The 15855-nt window shown below is 58.3% G+C and carries 16 protein-coding genes; 1 reads left to right on the top strand and 15 read right to left on the bottom strand.

Annotated features, from left to right (window positions below):
* Positions 1-2: 2 nt before the first annotated feature.
* Together AC3WOY_RS27525 and imuA are read right to left on the bottom strand one after the other, a co-directional pair.
* Complete coding sequence (locus AC3WOY_RS27525) at positions 3-1496, bottom strand: Y-family DNA polymerase (protein ID WP_492429669.1); 1494 nt, start codon at positions 1494-1496, stop codon at positions 3-5.
* Positions 1432-2229, bottom strand: coding sequence for a translesion DNA synthesis-associated protein ImuA (imuA, locus tag AC3WOY_RS27520; protein WP_492429668.1), 798 nt, complete (start codon positions 2227-2229; stop codon positions 1432-1434). Before imuA ends, AC3WOY_RS27525 begins: the two co-directional genes overlap by 65 nt.
* A gap of 276 nt (positions 2230-2505) precedes the next feature.
* On the opposite strand from imuA, the gene AC3WOY_RS27515 reads away from it, so the two are divergent.
* Entirely contained in the window at positions 2506-2712 is a 207-nt protein-coding gene (locus AC3WOY_RS27515; protein ID WP_492429667.1) for a hypothetical protein, read from the top strand.
* Positions 2713-2742: 30 nt separating this feature from the next.
* Here the strand turns inward: AC3WOY_RS27515 and AC3WOY_RS27510 are convergent, their stop codons facing one another.
* The 13 genes from AC3WOY_RS27510 to AC3WOY_RS27450 all read right to left on the bottom strand — a co-directional run bounded on the left by AC3WOY_RS27510 (position 2743) and on the right by AC3WOY_RS27450 (position 15842).
* Positions 2743-3411, bottom strand: coding sequence for a hypothetical protein (locus tag AC3WOY_RS27510; RefSeq protein ID WP_492429666.1), 669 nt, complete (start codon positions 3409-3411; stop codon positions 2743-2745).
* A 267-nt stretch (positions 3412-3678) separates the two neighbouring features.
* Positions 3679-4368, bottom strand: coding sequence for a helix-hairpin-helix domain-containing protein (locus tag AC3WOY_RS27505; RefSeq protein WP_492429665.1), 690 nt, complete (start codon positions 4366-4368; stop codon positions 3679-3681).
* Between the two features lie 17 nt (positions 4369-4385).
* Positions 4386-4592, bottom strand: coding sequence for a hypothetical protein (locus AC3WOY_RS27500; protein WP_492429664.1), 207 nt, complete (start codon positions 4590-4592; stop codon positions 4386-4388).
* A gap of 45 nt (positions 4593-4637) precedes the next feature.
* Positions 4638-4931, bottom strand: coding sequence for a DUF5710 domain-containing protein (locus tag AC3WOY_RS27495; RefSeq protein ID WP_492429663.1), 294 nt, complete (start codon positions 4929-4931; stop codon positions 4638-4640).
* Positions 4891-6038 (bottom strand): IS3 family transposase gene (locus tag AC3WOY_RS27490; RefSeq protein ID WP_492429662.1). Its coding sequence is split into 2 segments (ribosomal slippage): positions 4891-5777 and positions 5777-6038, totalling 1149 coding nucleotides; the frame shifts between segments, so codons are not numbered across the junction. The genes AC3WOY_RS27495 and AC3WOY_RS27490 overlap by 41 nt, the downstream gene beginning before the upstream one ends.
* Entirely contained in the window at positions 6010-6480 is a 471-nt protein-coding gene (locus AC3WOY_RS27485; RefSeq protein WP_492429661.1) for a DUF5710 domain-containing protein, read from the bottom strand. Before AC3WOY_RS27485 ends, AC3WOY_RS27490 begins: the two co-directional genes overlap by 29 nt.
* A complete protein-coding gene (locus AC3WOY_RS27480) occupies positions 6477-7043 on the bottom strand; it encodes a hypothetical protein (RefSeq protein WP_492429660.1) in 567 nt (188 codons plus the stop codon). Before AC3WOY_RS27480 ends, AC3WOY_RS27485 begins: the two co-directional genes overlap by 4 nt.
* Positions 7044-7197: 154 nt before the next feature.
* On the bottom strand, positions 7198-7716 hold the full coding sequence (locus AC3WOY_RS27475) for a hypothetical protein (protein ID WP_492429659.1): 519 nt from the start codon (positions 7714-7716) through the stop codon (positions 7198-7200).
* 125 nt (positions 7717-7841) lie between these two features.
* Positions 7842-9542: an ATP-binding protein gene (locus tag AC3WOY_RS27470; protein WP_492429658.1), complete on the bottom strand. Its 1701-nt coding sequence runs from the start codon at positions 9540-9542 to the stop codon at positions 7842-7844.
* 133 nt (positions 9543-9675) lie between these two features.
* Positions 9676-10080 carry a bacteriohemerythrin gene (locus tag AC3WOY_RS27465; RefSeq protein ID WP_492429657.1) on the bottom strand — a complete coding sequence of 135 codons (405 nt, stop codon included), beginning with the start codon at positions 10078-10080 and terminating at the stop codon, positions 9676-9678.
* 321 nt (positions 10081-10401) lie between these two features.
* Positions 10402-10956: a DUF6884 domain-containing protein gene (locus AC3WOY_RS27460; RefSeq protein ID WP_492429656.1), complete on the bottom strand. Its 555-nt coding sequence runs from the start codon at positions 10954-10956 to the stop codon at positions 10402-10404.
* A gap of 258 nt (positions 10957-11214) precedes the next feature.
* A complete protein-coding gene (locus tag AC3WOY_RS27455) occupies positions 11215-13926 on the bottom strand; it encodes a DEAD/DEAH box helicase (RefSeq protein ID WP_492429655.1) in 2712 nt (903 codons plus the stop codon).
* On the bottom strand, positions 13923-15842 hold the full coding sequence (locus AC3WOY_RS27450) for a site-specific DNA-methyltransferase (protein ID WP_492429654.1): 1920 nt from the start codon (positions 15840-15842) through the stop codon (positions 13923-13925). The genes AC3WOY_RS27455 and AC3WOY_RS27450 overlap by 4 nt, the downstream gene beginning before the upstream one ends.
* Positions 15843-15855: the final 13 nt, after the last annotated feature.

Below are 15855 nucleotides of genomic sequence, written 5' to 3'. Positions count from 1 at the left end.
GGCTATGCGTAGAAACCATGCAGGAACCAACCCGGTTCTTCCTCGCCTGCGCCGATGCGCTCCCGGAAGATCCACAGAACCTGGTGGCTATCGTTGACCGCGACAAAGTAGTCACGGGCTACAGTCCCATCGTCCCACCAGCCGGACTCAACCCGTTCCGGGCCGTTGATGAGCTGCAACGGCGACTGGTAGAACGGCTTGTTCTGCCGGGTCAGCAATGGGATGGGATTGTCCAGCAGCCACGTGGGACGGGCCGGGAATTTCGGCGACTCGGCGGCCCGACGCTTTGCGCCCGCCTTGGGCGGCTCCGGCGGAAGCGTGACGGTGCAACGCTCCGGGCGGTGGTCGGCGAAAGCGGCCAGCCGCCGTACGCTGTCCTGGCCCAGCCGGCTTGTCAGCCGCTCGATCAGCCGTCCGACCGACTCTGCCTCGCTCGCCGGCGTCGGGAAGAGCTCGGTGTTGGTCGGCGCTACCGTCTCGATGGCGTCGGCGGCCAGCGTGAGTTCAATGACCGACGACTGGAGCACTACCTTGGCCATATGCTCCTTCAGAAGCATGTACAGGTGATCCAGATCGCGGCTCGCCGCGCCGAGGCTGATATCGATGCGTGTCGTCGGACTTTTCCCTTGACGCACCGTTTCATGATGCAAGAGCAGGCTGAACTGCGCCACCGCGGCGTGACGCGCGACGAGATATCCGCTCATCTGCATCAGCAGGCGCTTGGCGGCGACCAGCAGCAGCTCGGTTGTTTCGACGCGCCCCGCCAATTCCGTGCGCTGGCAAAAGCGCTCGGGCGGCTCGTACCACCCCATGAGTTCCGGTTCCGTGCCATACGCGCGGTCCAGCTCCTGCAGCACCGCCCGCCCGAATCGCTTCGTGATGCCGTTACGCGGCAAACGCCTGACCTGACCGATGTTGCGGCAGCCAATGGCATCCAGAGTATCGGCGTAAGGGCGCAACGACTCCATCAGCAGCGCCGGTAACGCCGCAACCCGAGCGCCTACTGTCTCAGTGTCGCAGATCAAGCCGTCCTGCACTTGGGCGAACCACCATGCTGCCGTTGCGGTGGGCGCAGCGGCAAGGTGAGGCTCAAAGCCGAGAGCAGCGATGCCCTCCCGCAGCGCCGCCATGATCGCGCCGGCGCCGCCGAATAGCGTGAGGCTGGCCGTGACATCCAGAAGCAGCCCGAATGGCCGGATCGAGACTTGCGGGGTGAAATGCAGCGCCCAAAGCGCCGCTTCGAGGACCGCCTTCCCCTCGGCATCCGGGTCCCGTTGAATCAGTACGACATTGCTGGCCAGCGCGTGCGCGCCGTTTTCCGTCATGCCCACGGCGATCCCGGCCGCGCTGGCGCACTCGCTGGCCCAGCGTACCCGTTTGCCTTCCACGACTGCCAGCGGCACTTCCTTGCGCAGCGAGGCCTGCAATGCGTCAGGCCAGCGACGGTACGCGAGGTCGAGTGGCAGGTTCGGCAGGAAGACGGAAATCCAAAGCATGATCGGCGGTGACGGGTACGGCGGCGCTGCGTTGTGCGCGCTTCAGCGCACGGGTGAGCGATTGGGGGAAAAAGGGAGGCAGAACAACGGGCCGGGAAGCTGCCGGACCGCGCCGCTTGAACACGTCAACCGCAAGTTGGCCGAACGCTCCCGCCTCGCAGAACAAGCGCAGTGGCGCCGGCGAAGGTTCGCTTCGCGCGCGCGCCGAACGGAAAATGAAGGTCAGGCCGTCACACCCACTCGCCGCAACCTGGAGGCGTCGCAGCTGCTCTGCCTTGACCTGCGGCTGCCACGCGAGCAGCGCACCGACCGACGTCTTGAGCACTTGCTCGGCCGCCCAGAGCCGGTCGGCGGGTTTGTCTGCCCGGACCACGAGGATGCGCGCGACGTCGATCCCGTACTGCTCAAACGCGGGTGCAATCAGTGCATGCGGAGCACCGAGGATGACGATCGTGCGTCCGCCATCCGAAAGCGCCTTCAGGGCTGGCAGCAGCAGTCGAAACTCACCGCTTCCCGGATGCGCCCAGAGCAGCTCAGTCAGGCCGAACGCCGGCCAACCGCCTGCCGGAAGCTCGGAAGTCAGAGCGTCATAGCCCGTCGGGATGACAGTGGGCGATCCTCGCCCGAGAGAATCGCCGCGCCAGACAGCGTGCGGAAGGGATTGCGTAAGTGCGAGCACTTTCTCGCGCCGCTCCGCCGCAGTGGCAACTGCAGTGGAAGGGAGAATGGACACGTGAGCCTCGTTCGAATACTGTAAATAAATACAGTGTTAACGTAAACGAAGGTGTCTCGAAAGTAAACTTGAATCTGGGAAATTATGAAGTGCTCACTCGTACTCGACTGGCGAGAACACAGGCGCGAGGGGTAAACTTGGCAGCTTGGAAATTTGTAAAAAAGCGTGAGGCTGTTGTCGGATGCTGACGCCCATATCTGATTCAACGATGGCGGTCCGCATCAGTACGCTTTGAGAATTCATCCAGCGTTCCGCTCGACTTATTCAAGGAATACCATGGGCACTCGCATCCATTGCCACTTCGATATTGATTACCTTCTCTCCCGCACCGATGAGCAACTCGGGACGATGCTGCAGGGCGGCACACCAATCGAAATGCGTGCTGCCCTCGTCATCATGAAGGCGCAAGGAAAGGTCGGACTCGTGGTCGGGGAATGCGATAACGTCGGCACCGACGGCACCTGCGCCGGACACGCCTCATAAATTCCTTTCCCGCGCGCCGTTTGCTCTAAGTTAGAGCGGGTTCACCGAACCCGGCTTCAAGATCAGGTTCATGAAGTGGTGCACCGTCAACTCAACCTTCTTCTTCGGGCGCTTCACCACCTTAAATTGTCCTTCCTGCACTTCGACTAGCAAGCCGCATTCCGCTGGCACTTCGCTTGCCTCGATCATTCCAGCCGGCGCCGCGTAGTACACGGTTTCCGCAATCTGCGAATAGCCAGCCCGTTTTTCCGGACTCGCGACATCAGCCAAAAAGTCAGCACGGCTTACCTTAACTTCATGAACGCAGGGATTGATGCGGGCTTCGTCATAGACCGCGGCCAGAGAGAACACATCTGGCCGGATGGCCTGACGGCCACCTTCAGCACGCGGAACAAGCAGCTCAATGTTCTCCCACGTGATACGACCTTGCTCCCGCAACCATGCCGCCAACCGCCCAGCCAGATCATGATGGGGTTTCCTGCGCGCTTTTTCACGCTCCAGTTCCAATTGAAGCGCTTTGATGCCGGCATCCGTAATAGACAAGTTGAGAACGCCTGGCGTGTCCCGCACTTGTAGCAATCCCGCTGCCGTCAGATCCAGCACGACTCCGTCGCCGGCGCTGGATAACCCACTCCGTCCCGCCTGCCAATACTTCCGCAAGCGAGCATAGTGCTTATGACTCAGGCTAAGGGACGACATTTGCATTTCCTTTACTGGCCAGCAACAAGCTTGTCCCAATGTTGTGCGAGCACGTACACAACAGCGCAAATTGTCAGCGCCCAGCCAAATGCCCTTCCCCAAAATGCTTGCTTATCTTTCATGGCTTACTGTCCTCGTCTGCAGTGTTGAGCCCGAATGTTTAATTCTACTGCTCGGCATCATCGATGCCGCTCTCTTGCCTCACATGCGTTACCCACACCGATTATTAACCGTGATGCATCACGACAAATCGCCGGGCGCAGCCCCTTACTGGGCCGGCGCCGCCTTGATTTTTGCGACCGAGGCCTTGCCAAGGCCGGGGATCGCCTCCAGTTTCTCCGGCGGCGCCGCGTGAATATCGCTGACGCTTCGAAAGCCTGCTTCGTAGAGCGCCTTCGCCGTCTTTCTGCCAACTCCTGGCAACGCCGTCAGCGGGAAGTAAAAATGCGAGTGCGGGAAGTCGTCATAGGCTTTGCTGAACCGGTCCCAATACTCCTTGTGTTGCGGTTGCCGTCCCATCTCGAGCAAGCGGGCGATACGTTGTTCATGGGTGGGGGCTGTTTCCACAATCTCGCGGAACGCAATTAGGAAGGGCATCACATCGGCGGGGTCGACCGGGCCGATGGGGCTCGCGTGCGACGGCTTGAACTCGTCGACGTCGATGCCCAGCGAGCGCCAGGTCTTGGAGATCATTCCCCACGAACCGTATTCATCCGAACAGACATAGGGCGCGTCGTTGGGATGGCCGTCGAAGCGCTCGCCGTGACGCCGTAGCGCCGCCAGCGGAGTATCTAAGCTTACTCGCGCGGAAAAGACGCAGCCTTTTTCGAACAGATCCGCGTTGGGATCCACCTGTGTATCGGCTTGCCGCCGTCCCGGCAACTCCACCTGCTCAGGTTTGGCTGGCGCGGTCGGCTTATAACCGGCGAAGCCAAACAGCGACTTGATCCAGTTCATCGACTGCCCCCTGAGTGCTAAGTACGGGCACGAGGCGACGTGCTGCCCGCGCCCGTCACCTGTTTCAGCGCCAACGCTTCGGCGGCCGCGCGCGGCATGCCGCCTTCGAACTCAAGGATGCCGGCACGTTCCTCGAAATATTCCCGCGCAGCGGGATCCAGAGCTTGCAGTTCACGAATCAGCGCACGGTTGTGCGGCGTGACCCAGTTCTGGCCTGATTGCATTGCATTCCTTTCAAAACGGTATTTCTCTCCGGCGATAATCGTTCGTCATGGCACCGCCACTTCCCGAAAGCCTGCCTCTCGCAACCTGGCAACAGCATCGTGATTGGTGCTTGGAAGTGACCACAGCTTCTTGTCTCCCTCCCACTTCGCTCCGGTGTTCTTCGCCTCAAGCCGTTGTTTATAGGGAACGGCGAAGTAGACCAAGGGCGCACGCGGGAGTAAGAACCCAAGGGTCGCTGCCTTGGCAAGCCCCTTTTCGTCGTTTTCTGGCCTTCCCCCGTTTCGACGGACACTTCCGTCAGGCACATTGTAGATTCTCAAATTGTGCAGGGCTAACATAGCCCAAGGTGGAATGCCTTCGCCTCGGATTGTAAAACCTTTCAACGTAGTCGAAGACGTCGGCACGCGCCTCATCCCTGGTGCGATACCGTTTCCTGTTCAGTCGTTCTGTCTTCAGTGTCGAGAAGAAGCTCTCCATTGCCGCGTTATCCCAGCAGTTCCCACGCCGGCTCATGCTGCAAACGATGCCATGTGATTCCAGCAGTCGCTGGAAATCTTCACTGGTGTACTGCGAGCCCTGGTCGGAATGATGCAACACTGACTGCGGCCGGCCACGCCGGAAGATTGCCATGAGCAACGCATCCATGACCAGTTGCGCAGTCATCGTCGGCTGCATTGACCAGCCAACGACGCGGCGCGAATACAGGTCCAACACCACAGCGACAAACAGCCAGCCTTCTCCAGTCCAGACATATGTGAAATCAGCTGTCCACTTCTGGTTCGGCGCCGTGGCGGCAAACTGCCTGTCGAGCAGGTTTGGTGCAATCGAATGAACGGTTGCTTCCTGCTGGCCGGGTACACGTCGACGCTTGTGGCGCGCCTTGATGCCGGCAATTTGCATCAACCTTGCCACACGGTTCTCGCTGCACGTTTCTCCAGCGTCCCTCAGGTCACAGGCGATGCGGGGCGAGCCGTACGTACCATCACTGGCATCGTAGCTCTGCCGAATCGCACGTAGCAATCGCGCATTGTCCTGCTCACGCTCACTAGGCGGTCTATCAAGCCAGTCGTAAAAGCCGCTGGCAGAAACCCCAAGCACACGGCACATTGTTCTTGTGGGCCAGATCGCGCGATGGCGGGCGATAAAGCCGTACTTCACTTGGGGTCTGCAGCGAAGTAGCCGAGCGCTTTTTTTAAGATGTCGCGCTCCGTCTTGACCTTGACCAGTTCCCGACGCATGCGCTCATATTCCTGTGCCGACACCTTGTCGGCAGCGCTTCCCGGCGTTTGCCTTCCTTCGGACCTGTCCCGACACCATCTGCCAAGCAGATTGGCGCCGATCCCCAAGTCCCTTGCAATCGCCGCCTTGCTGCCTCCGGGTTGCGATGCCAGGCGAACTGCCTCCTGTTTAAACTCCTCAGAAAAATACCTTCGTTCCCTTGTCATTATTTCCTCCGATAGTGACATCATACCTATCGGAACTGTCCGTTAATTCAGGGGAAGGCCATTCTGCAATCCACCAAGCACCAAGCAAATGTGACCACCGGGCACCGAGGCCTTTGGCATGTCGATTTTGCTCGAAAGGCACATTGAGAGTAACGCGGCCCGCTTGCGGGTCAAAGGGTTCATCTGGGCTCCAACTAGGCGGTTGCACCCACCGCCAAGTCTTGAATGTTCCGGCAGTCTCGATTACGAAATGCTCGTCCTTGACTTGGCCCGAGTGGATGTCATAAACCACTGCCACGACTTCCGGATTGCCATAGTAGGGAGGACGCCCCGACATTTCACCGACCTGCTTGATCTTGGCGATAGTATTTCCCCATGAGGTCCGACGAATCCAGAAACCCGGCTGCTTCCAATGTTCGAGGTACATTTCGTAGATGTTCATTGGACGTCCGGCAAAATCAATGTGAGCACCAACGAACCGTCTGGATTCGTCCCGTTCACAATCCCCCTCTGCCACGCGGATTTGGGTTCAGCAAGACGAAACGCGAACGGCTTGCCTGTTTTGGGTTTTGCGCTTCCCTTAGGAATCACGCGGCAAGTTTCGGAACCTAGAGTGCAGAGATACTGCCTCGGCAGGGCTCTCTCCTCTTGAGCAGGCACGTTGAGGCCGACTGGACGCTTATTTGGAGCAAAATTCTTATCTCTTATTCGCGCCAGGACGAGGGCGTCGTCGAAGCAGGTCGCGTTTCGCGGCAATCGCACTGATTGAACTTGCAATTCAACGTCGTTTCCATGGCGGCGGCGCATAATCGGCAATATCGCTATGCATAGATCTTTCGCCAATTCCTCGCAAGAGAGCGCAACAGCTTTGTCGATTCCAACAAGTCTTGTATTGCTGGAAAGGTAGCAACCATCTTTGGTTTGAAGCGCAAAGGTATGCCAATCTAAGTCAGCGCCAATAACCTGCACGGTCCAGCAAGAGACAACACGCGTTCCAATCAACATTGCGCCTTCACCTGAAGATCATCAAACAAATACCACCGACGGAGTAGCGGACAAGGTAGGTAGAAGATCTCAGATGGTAGCACGGTCTTCTTGCTCTTCCGGCGTCTAATTCAAGGCATCTCCCTGCTATATATGGCGAATGAAGAGACCGCGATTAAGGCACAGCCCAGATCACTGCGCTGGGCGCGCTCGCCGGCGTGTAGTACTCGACCTCCCCGCGGACATAAGCGCGGTGGCCGCATATTGTCACTTCCTGCGCCCATCGGATCGGACGGTGCGCCGTATCGGTGAAAAGGTGTTCGCGCATCGGGTTGAACCGCACCTCCACGCCGTCCAGGATCGGTGGCTTTCGAGTAAGGATGCCGCCCACGGACGCCATCGGCGACTTTGCTGCCCGACCAGCGGCGATTTCCTCCCGTGCTTTTTGATGCACGTTGAAATAAGCATCGCGCAGTGTGACGGCCCCCTCGTACGCCAGCACCGCGCCGCGGTAAAAGCCCTTGTTGCACTGATGCCCGCCTGACTGGTTACCGGCGTGCAGTGCCTGAACGGGAATGCCAGTGGCTTTGAGGACATTGAGATTGAGCCGCACGCCGACAAACTCCCCGGCCCTCGGCGCACATCCCTTGGCGAGAATGCGCCGGGCCACCGCGTCATGCTGGAGCGCCTTCATTACTTCGCTCCGGGAGCAATGCGCGCGACCGCGAGCAATCCAGAGCCCTGTCGCGCGTGAGTCGATGCGGCAGCCGCCCCACGGCGCACCATCCGTTTGTCGCTGGTAGGCCACGGCCGCGCCTCCTATGCCGCCTCGCGCAGTTGCGCGATCTGCTTTTCCAACTCGTTGACGTTGGATTGCACCCGAGCGGCGGCATCCGCCTGCTTCAAATATTTCTTGGGAACCTTCTTGTTGATCTTGCGCAGCCCTACGACGTAACGGGACATGACGGCATCGGCAAAATCGGACAGCGGCGATTCCTTGTTGCAGACGATGTTATGAAAGGCCTCGTAGAACTCCGGCGGGTGGCCGTGGTCGGCAAGGTCCGCATCGGTATGCAGCAACTCATGCACCAGCAACGCCCCGAGGTTGAGGACCCCGGCATGGCCAGTGCGGATTGCTGCTTCCACATTGTCGATGTGCAGCGCGATATACGTCCTGCAGTCCGTCCATGCTTCGGCCGAGTCCGATTCGCCCATATGCAAGGTGATGTGGCGGCGGTCCCGGTCGACGTAACCTGCTGCGGCCATGCGATAGGTGAGGACGTACAGAGAATCAGACAGAGCGCCCATCAGCGCCGTTTGTTGCGCGGTCAGATCCGCCGGTTTGATCAGCTCAAAGCGATCGGAGAAGCTTTCGGCTACCCGAGAGAAATCCCATGCCTGCGCGATGCCGAAACCGTGTTCGGCGCCCTTGACCTTGGCAAGCAGTGCGCGCAGCTCTTCAATCGTGTCGACGCCGAACCGGTCCAGTGTTTCCGGTGCCAGCACGAACGCCGTGTGCTTGTGTGCCTTCTCGCCGATGCGCGAACCCTTCTCCGGCGCCACAGTCATCGGCAGCTTGTACATGTCGTTGTAAAAGGTTGCCAGCGGCACGTGCTTGCCTGTGACGTCGGTAATGATGCGCGCGTCCCGAGCCGTGTGGAAGTCCACGGCGCCGATCGCCAGCTGCGTCGCAAGGTATTCGCGCTCCTCCGCGTTCATCGACGTCTTGCGGGTGGTGCGCTTGTCTGCGTCGCTCTTGAGCTTCGTCGAAATGCGCTTCCAGACGTCGCAGCGGTTGAACAGCACTTCATTGCGCGCAAAGTTCACTGCGAGGGCAATTTTGCTGACCACAACGCCGCCGGTGCCGAACTGGTGCGACGAGTACTCACGCACCAGGACGCCGAGGTTGTAGACGCGCAGCCCTCCGCTGGCGCGCAGCTTGATATACGCGTCGTCGGTTTCAATGTCCCACTTTTCCTGCTCGGGATCGCGGCTGATCAGCTGGCCGTTCAGCGTGATGGGAATCGGCACGTAGCGGACCATGTCCGCGAGTTCCCGGCCAACCGATTCGACCTCGGAGGGCAGGAGCGGCTCGTACAGCGTACCTTCGATGCGGCACCCGGCGTGGCGTTCGGCGAGCGTGGTCAGGTGGTAGTCGATGCCGCGTGCCTTCACGTCCACGTCCATGAGGAATTCGCCAGAGCGCCACACGGTCGAGGAGAACGAAAATAGCTGACCGCGGCCCATGCGGTAGCGCCCCATCTTGGCATCACCTTCCTTGTGAGGCGTGCCGAACTTTTCGAAGAACTGTTCGATTTCCTCCCGCGACTTGAAACCGCCGCCGTCGTCGTCGAGAACGTAGGTTTTCTCGTTCAGCTCGATTGTCAGGCGGGAGGCGCCGGCGTCGATCGCGTTCATCACGCCTTCCGCGATCGCCTTGGAAAAGCGGCCAGCTTGAGCGTGGATGATGGAAAAGATGATGTCGGGATGAAGGGAAAACTGGCGGATTTCTGCGGTCATGATTGGCTCCTGAGTTGATGTATTCAGGCTACCGAATCACTCCGCGTTTTCAAATTATGGCACCCCACCGTTCGAGGTATCTGATTGGGAGCGGCGCGACGTAGCTGCCGCCCGCACCCATGACCCGGTTGAATTAGTGCGCCGCTTCGTGCGCAGCGAGGGCCAGTTCCTTGTCAGACTTGCCGATGTGATTGATCAGCCAGTCCCGCAGGAAGTGAAGTACCTGTATCGACAAGGTCGCGGCCCCGCTTTCAAATTTCTTTTGAAGGTCCAGAACCTGGTTCAGCAGCTTCTCGTGCTCTTCCTTGTGCGCTTGAAAGCCCGGAAAATGCATTTTGCGCATCAGATCTTCTTCCCGCCGGAAATGCTCCTGCGTGTAGGTGACCAGGTTGTGCAGCACCTTATCGAGCACTTCCTTGCCCTTTCCTTCCGCCATCAGGGTGTGCAACCGGTTCACCATCTCGATCAGCTTCTGATGGTCGTTGTCAATGAAAGTGTTGCCCACAGCGAGGTCGTTCGACCATTTCAGGTACGTCATGTTTTGGCTCCAAGCGAGGTTGTAGGTTAGGCGCAGTGACTGCCGGAGGGCGCTGAGGCAGGACCTCCAACAAAATCGCGATGCGCCTATGCGCGGGTTCGTCTGCTGGCGGGGATGGGGCCTGACGATGATCAGGAGCGTACAAAGAAGTCCTGATCGAATGAAAGTAACTCCAGAGCAATTGTTATGCCCGAATCAGGTGCCCAAAAACCCTTGCCCTGACCTACTTTTGCATGCTGCGTCGATGCCGCGTTCCCGCAATTAAGACAAGGCGTTCTTCGAAATTAGAAAATGACAACCTAGACGGCTTACAGAGGCGGTTCATGCCACGACTGTAAGCAATCGAGCCATGACTTCGCCCTTGGCTGCAATATGACCGCAGCCGAGGTCGCGCAGCGCGCTCGGCGCGTAGGTGACTGTCGTGATCCAAGGGGTCTTGCTCAACCCCCTTGCACTTCCAGCGGAGCAGATCGCGGTTACTCGCGCCCGTGGATTGGGCAAGGCCTCCAGGTCACACGCACGCAGGTAGTCACGCCCCAATAGCAGGTAGGTGTCAACGTCCTCGGCAAGCAGTCCGGCAAGCGTGGACGGGATGCCCAGTAGTCTGCCTCGCTCCCGGATCGTTGCCGCGGGTAGCCCGGCAAACGTGGTGTCGTACGGGGCGAGATGGTAGCTGCCGTGAATCAGCCCCGCCCCGGCCGAAACGATCCACAGGTCGATCTGCCGGCCCTGCGCCTCGGACTCGCGAATGCCCCGCATTAGCCTGATATGCTGCTCGCCGAGGTAGAGATCGCGCGCGGGCACGGCATGAGAAACCGGCAGCTTCTTGTCGGTGCAGGAAGTAATGATCCGTAGCGGTTTGCGCGTTGTTGTCACTGGTGATCCTGGTAGTGGGTGCTCTACCGAAGCTACCAGCGCGCTGCTGAAAATCTATTTCCGAGACAAGGTCTTACCCTCTGTCTCTGGCGGATCAGGATAGGCACATTGCAGAGGAGTGACAATTCGCCCATGTCGGAAGGTAGTAGCCCGACATGGGCGAATTGACACCTGTAACGACGTTATGCCGTCGCGGCACGCCTCGAGTCTATGCCGGAGGGTGTGCGTACGACATGCTGTTCAGCGTTTACGCGGCCACTATGTTGGAATTGTGGAACGCAACCAGTCCTGCAGTGCAGTGAGATCGTCCAGATCAACCACATCACCCAACGTGCCGTCGTCCTTGATTAGTTTCCACTTGGTCAGGTCCTTCGTAAGGAACAGAACCTTCCCGTACAAGGGGGAAGGACGCTTTGCCTTTCTGGTCGCGTCCTTGACGCTTTCCTTTGTTTCGACGAGGCGCATGATTGGCTCATCGCCTGGGAAATGCTCAAGGCAAACGATGAAATCAGGGTAGAAGTAATTCTTGTGTTCGCCCCGCACAATCCGTACCGAATACCCTTTCCTGTCAGGATTGCGATGCCACCATTGAACAAAGCTTGCTCGATCTAATGCCTTCGCAAAAGCGCGTTCCTCCTGTCCGAGTGCGTGCGCGCCGTCGTATGGGGCGAGGGATATCGGTCCGTCCTTGAGCACTTGGTTCGATTCGACCAGTTGCGCACGCACGTCGATCGTCAGCACGTTGCTTAGGTTGGCTATGTCGTCCTTACTGGGAGGTAGAACGCCGTAAATGTTCTTCGTCGACGAATCAAGTCCAATCTCGTTGGCAAACACCATGGCATCCGGTAGAGGCATTGCGTCCACCGTCATCGCCTGGGCGGCAATTTCCTCATGTAAAAGCTCGCTCATGCTTTCGTGTTCCCGTCGGATGACGGCATAAGCGGCATCGCGGGCAAAGCGGTTGATCTCGGTCGCTTCTGGCGGATCATCTTCGGGCCGCTCCATTTCGACTTCGACCGCGTGTCGAAGGCGCTTAGTCAGCACGTCAATAATAATCTGAGCGTCCTCGTCCTCGACCTGGGGCAGCTGGCGCAGCACTTCCCACGCTTCGCGGGCCAGCACAGTACGCGAAACAACGACGAACACCTCTTGTTCCGTCGTACTGTGCGTCGTCAGTTCCGTATGAATTTCCCGTTCTTTGATTCGCCCGAGCGCAGTCGCGATCGCCATTGATTGCAGTGCGGGTGTTAGCGTTAGCCGAGTAGCCGCCATCTTCGACGCGGCCGCCATATCGCCCATTTCAGGACGCAGTTCGGTCTTCAGGCAGTCCGGGAGCCCTTTGAATCCGCTGCGTTTGGGATAAGCCCGCAGACCAATTGCGGGGAGCGATGCAAGAAGCTCCTTCCGCGTTTTTGGTGGGCAGAAGGATGGTAACGTCGAGGGTGTCGTCGCGCCAGTCGTGTTCTTTGCCCCGAAGGTCGAGACCATTCTGTCAAGCTGGCTATCATCGCTGCTGTCGGAGGCTCCCGGTGGCTCGAAACCTGGCAAATCTGGGGTAAAGCCGGGGCGGAACGGTGCGGGAGCAGCGCGGACGGGCGTTGACGGCGGCGGATCGGGCAAATGGGCGTCGTAAAAGAGTGGGAGGGCCGGTTCCTCACGGTTGGTATAAACGAGCGCCCCAGAGGTCATTTTCCGTGCAACCAGCTTTTCCGATTGACCTTCCAGTTGCGAACGCAGGCCTGCGGTAGATGCGACCGCTTGCTCGAAACCCTGCTGCGCTTCTGCATTGGCTAGGTAAATGTATGCCGTGTTCAGCTCTTCATCAATCGGCATCGGGCGCGGAAATTTGGCGCGAATCTCCTTGTGGACGCGCATGACACGTCCGATGAACTGCGCTGCAAAATCGGGATCATTGACGGGCTTGGTGGACGCCAGCACAAATGCGCGCGGAGCGTCGAAACCGGTACCAGCGGATTGCTTGAATATCAGCACCTCCTTCGTGCTGTCATTTGCAATGCTGGCCATGAGAACCGGGTTGGGCTCGTCAGAGGAGTGCTCTCCGATAGCGGCAAGCGGAATGTCGCACAACTCCATCAGTTGCTTGCGCGCCTCGGCAACGGTATTGGGACCGTTGCCGACCTGTACCAGCAGAAGCGGCACAACGGGAACGTCCAATTTGGCCAGCTTCTTCTTGAGCGATCGGTTGCGCTTCCAGGCCTGCCGTAATACGGTCTGCTCAAGGTCGGTAACCGTCTGCATGCTTTGCCGCAAGTCATACACTACGGCCTCGATGTAACGTTTGTTCAGACGAGCCTTGACCACGTCGTCACGCGAAACCTGGAAGGACTCGAATCCGGAATATCCGGCCTTGACGATGAAGTCCATAAGCCGCGCGTCTTTCGGGGTCGCGGTCGCCATAAGGAGCCGGTCAGGCGCAAGCCAATGGGCGAATTGACCAAATTCGGTCTGGCTGTCCAGACCGATGTGCGCCTCGTCGACCACAAGGCCGATCTTCAGGCCATTAGCGAGTGCCCGGTGTTTCTGACTATCCAAGCTTCGGGCAAAATCATCCTCGCCATCGGTGTAGCCTTCTTTGCGCGACTTTGCACGCGCTACCCCCTGAGCGGTGGAGATGATCACTGTTCCATTGGTTGGATGTTGCATGCGCCCTTGATCAAGGGATGTAGGAGATAATCCCAGCGTATTGCCGGCAATCGCGTCCTCTGTTTGTTGAACAAGGTTCGCGAATGGAACAAACCAGAACCATAACGTCGGGGAGTCGTAGGAAACCTTCTCAAGGACCTTGGAAATGACGAACGTTTTCCCCGCCCCGGTCGGCGCGCGGAGCAGGCAAGGAGGTGCCGCCTCACGCAGCAGGCATTTCGAGATGTTCTCGATTAACCCCAATTGAAACTGCTCAGGCTCGATGGCTGCTGACTGGGCAGTAATAATGTCCATTTCGTAGTTCATTTCACCGCCTCCCGCACGCCGCCTTGGGTGACCATCAGCGCATCACTAATGGAATAACTGTTGCCGGATTTGCCGCTCTTTTCCAGCTTTTCCGCCACGGTTTGTGGCCGGGAAGAGTAGACTGCCAATTTTGCCTGGGGCAGCGTCATCAGTTCGGCGATGGCTTTTTCATTAACAACCGGAAGGTAGACGACCGCAAGCTCCGGATCTGCGTAAACAACCTTCGCTGGGCCGCGCGGGACCCTACGAGCACCTAAGCCGTAACGCAGTGCGAGCAGCTGGTACGCCTGCTCTGGGGTAGCATCAATGCGGATGTCGGCTGGGTCGAATCGCTTCAGTTCAAGGTACGCGAAATCGCTCGGTACCGGATCTTCCCCGCCATAACCCTCAATAATGCGGCGGAGCCTTTCAGCGCAGACGTCTCTGCAGATATTCTTGTGCGGTTCCTGAGCCGATGCTTCAGTATTGGAGCACATGATGAAGCGCCTATTCCCGCGGAGCGCGTTGAGTGCAATCACCGCATGGGCAGTCGTGCCCGATCCCGAGAAGAAATCGAGGACGATGTCGTCTTCCTTAGTCGCCTGCTCCAGCAGACCAACCAACAAGGAAAGCGGCTTGGGATAAGGGAAGTCTTTGTTCCCAAGGATTTTCTTGTAGAGAGCCGTCCCTTCACCGGTGGCCCCGACGGTCAGCGTCACCTCGGCATCTTCTTCGTCATCAAACGCTCCTTCTGCCGCAGGATTGAGCCATGACGACAGGGGAGTGACGTCACGCTTGAGATTGTTCCTGAATCGCTTGTACCGCGGCTTACCATAGCCGATGGTCCTGCCCACCCATACTTCTAGCGGTTCGATGTAGGTGAGAAGCCGCTCGACCTTCGCGTCCGTTTTCGCCAGCTTTGTCAGTTCCTTGAGCTGGGAGTAAATCTTCAGTTGCTTCGGCGCTGTTCCGTTTTTGATCGCCGCTTCAATCTCTTTCAGAGAACCATAGGTCACCGTTTTTTCGTTTGACGGCCAGAGAATACGTTCCTCTGCGATGATTACTTCCATCGGGTCTGCCTGCAGCTTCTTTTTCAGCGGCCGGGTGGTCGAGGAAAAGCGCCAAACACTGTCCGGGTCGCACAGATACCACACGCCCGTTTCAGGATTCCTGATCGAATAATAGGCTTCCGGTCGCTGCTTGGCGGTGTGGGCCTTATTTAAGTCACCACTTACCCACGGGCCTCGGGGGTCATCGTCGGGATTGGCAAAAGCACCCTCGTCGCGCCCGTCTCCTTTAAATTCAAATCCCTCGTTGGCATACACCAAAACGTGTTCATGATTGATGGATAGGAGAGCGCCTTTGGTGTCGTTCCCCCCTGACCGAACGCGCCACACGAAGCTGCCGACGCGCCGACCGGGGAAGACTTCCTCCATGAGCATGTCAAGCCGAGACCGGTTTTCATCATCAATTGAGACGAGGATCACCCCATCGGGCGCCAGCAAATCGCGCGCTAACATCAGCCGCCGGTACAGGAATTCCAGCCACTGTGAATGGCGCCAACGGTCTTTCTCGTTCACGTAGCGATCGTTATATAACCAGTCGCGGTTGCCCGTGTTATATGGAGGGTCGATGTAGATAACCCGGATCTTATTGGCGTGTGTGGATTTCAGGAGGCGCAAGGCATCGAAGTTGTCTCCTTCGATCACCAAGTTCCGGAAACCGTCGCCCGAACTTGATGAGTTTTTACAGGAGAGATCTTCGCGAAGTTCAGGAAGAACAATGTCAGTATTGAGCGCCCTATCGCGCTCAATGGCATTGCTCTCCCATACCAGCCCAAGCTTTCGCGAAGTCAGATTTTCGACGAGTAGCCGGCGCAGCTCGTGTTCATTAAGGTTCGCGATCTGCGCCGCGATAGATGTGGGTTGTTTGCTCATATTAGTAATTATT

The organism is Noviherbaspirillum sp. FW303-A3 (assembly GCF_058788695.1).
Note: the sequence above shows the minus strand (reverse complement) of the source record. Positions and strands in the feature narration are given on the sequence as shown.

Excerpts from the sequence above, each read along its gene's own strand:
- AC3WOY_RS27525 (WP_492429669.1), bottom strand. The coding sequence starts at position 1,496 with ATGCTTTGGATTTCCGTCTTCCTGCCGAACCTGCCACTCGACCTCGCG.
- AC3WOY_RS27515 (WP_492429667.1), top strand. The coding sequence starts at position 2,506 with ATGGGCACTCGCATCCATTGCCACTTCGATATTGATTACCTTCTCTCC.
- AC3WOY_RS27510 (WP_492429666.1), bottom strand. The coding sequence starts at position 3,411 with ATGTCGTCCCTTAGCCTGAGTCATAAGCACTATGCTCGCTTGCGGAAG.
- AC3WOY_RS27505 (WP_492429665.1), bottom strand. The coding sequence starts at position 4,368 with ATGAACTGGATCAAGTCGCTGTTTGGCTTCGCCGGTTATAAGCCGACC.
- AC3WOY_RS27500 (WP_492429664.1), bottom strand. The coding sequence starts at position 4,592 with ATGCAATCAGGCCAGAACTGGGTCACGCCGCACAACCGTGCGCTGATT.
- AC3WOY_RS27495 (WP_492429663.1), bottom strand. The coding sequence starts at position 4,931 with ATGTTAGCCCTGCACAATTTGAGAATCTACAATGTGCCTGACGGAAGT.
- AC3WOY_RS27485 (WP_492429661.1), bottom strand. The coding sequence starts at position 6,480 with ATGAACATCTACGAAATGTACCTCGAACATTGGAAGCAGCCGGGTTTC.
- AC3WOY_RS27480 (WP_492429660.1), bottom strand. The coding sequence starts at position 7,043 with ATGTTGATTGGAACGCGTGTTGTCTCTTGCTGGACCGTGCAGGTTATT.
- AC3WOY_RS27475 (WP_492429659.1), bottom strand. The coding sequence starts at position 7,716 with ATGAAGGCGCTCCAGCATGACGCGGTGGCCCGGCGCATTCTCGCCAAG.
- AC3WOY_RS27470 (WP_492429658.1), bottom strand. The coding sequence starts at position 9,542 with ATGACCGCAGAAATCCGCCAGTTTTCCCTTCATCCCGACATCATCTTT.
- AC3WOY_RS27465 (WP_492429657.1), bottom strand. The coding sequence starts at position 10,080 with ATGACGTACCTGAAATGGTCGAACGACCTCGCTGTGGGCAACACTTTC.
- AC3WOY_RS27455 (WP_492429655.1), bottom strand. The coding sequence starts at position 13,926 with ATGAACTACGAAATGGACATTATTACTGCCCAGTCAGCAGCCATCGAG.
- AC3WOY_RS27450 (WP_492429654.1), bottom strand. The coding sequence starts at position 15,842 with ATGAGCAAACAACCCACATCTATCGCGGCGCAGATCGCGAACCTTAAT.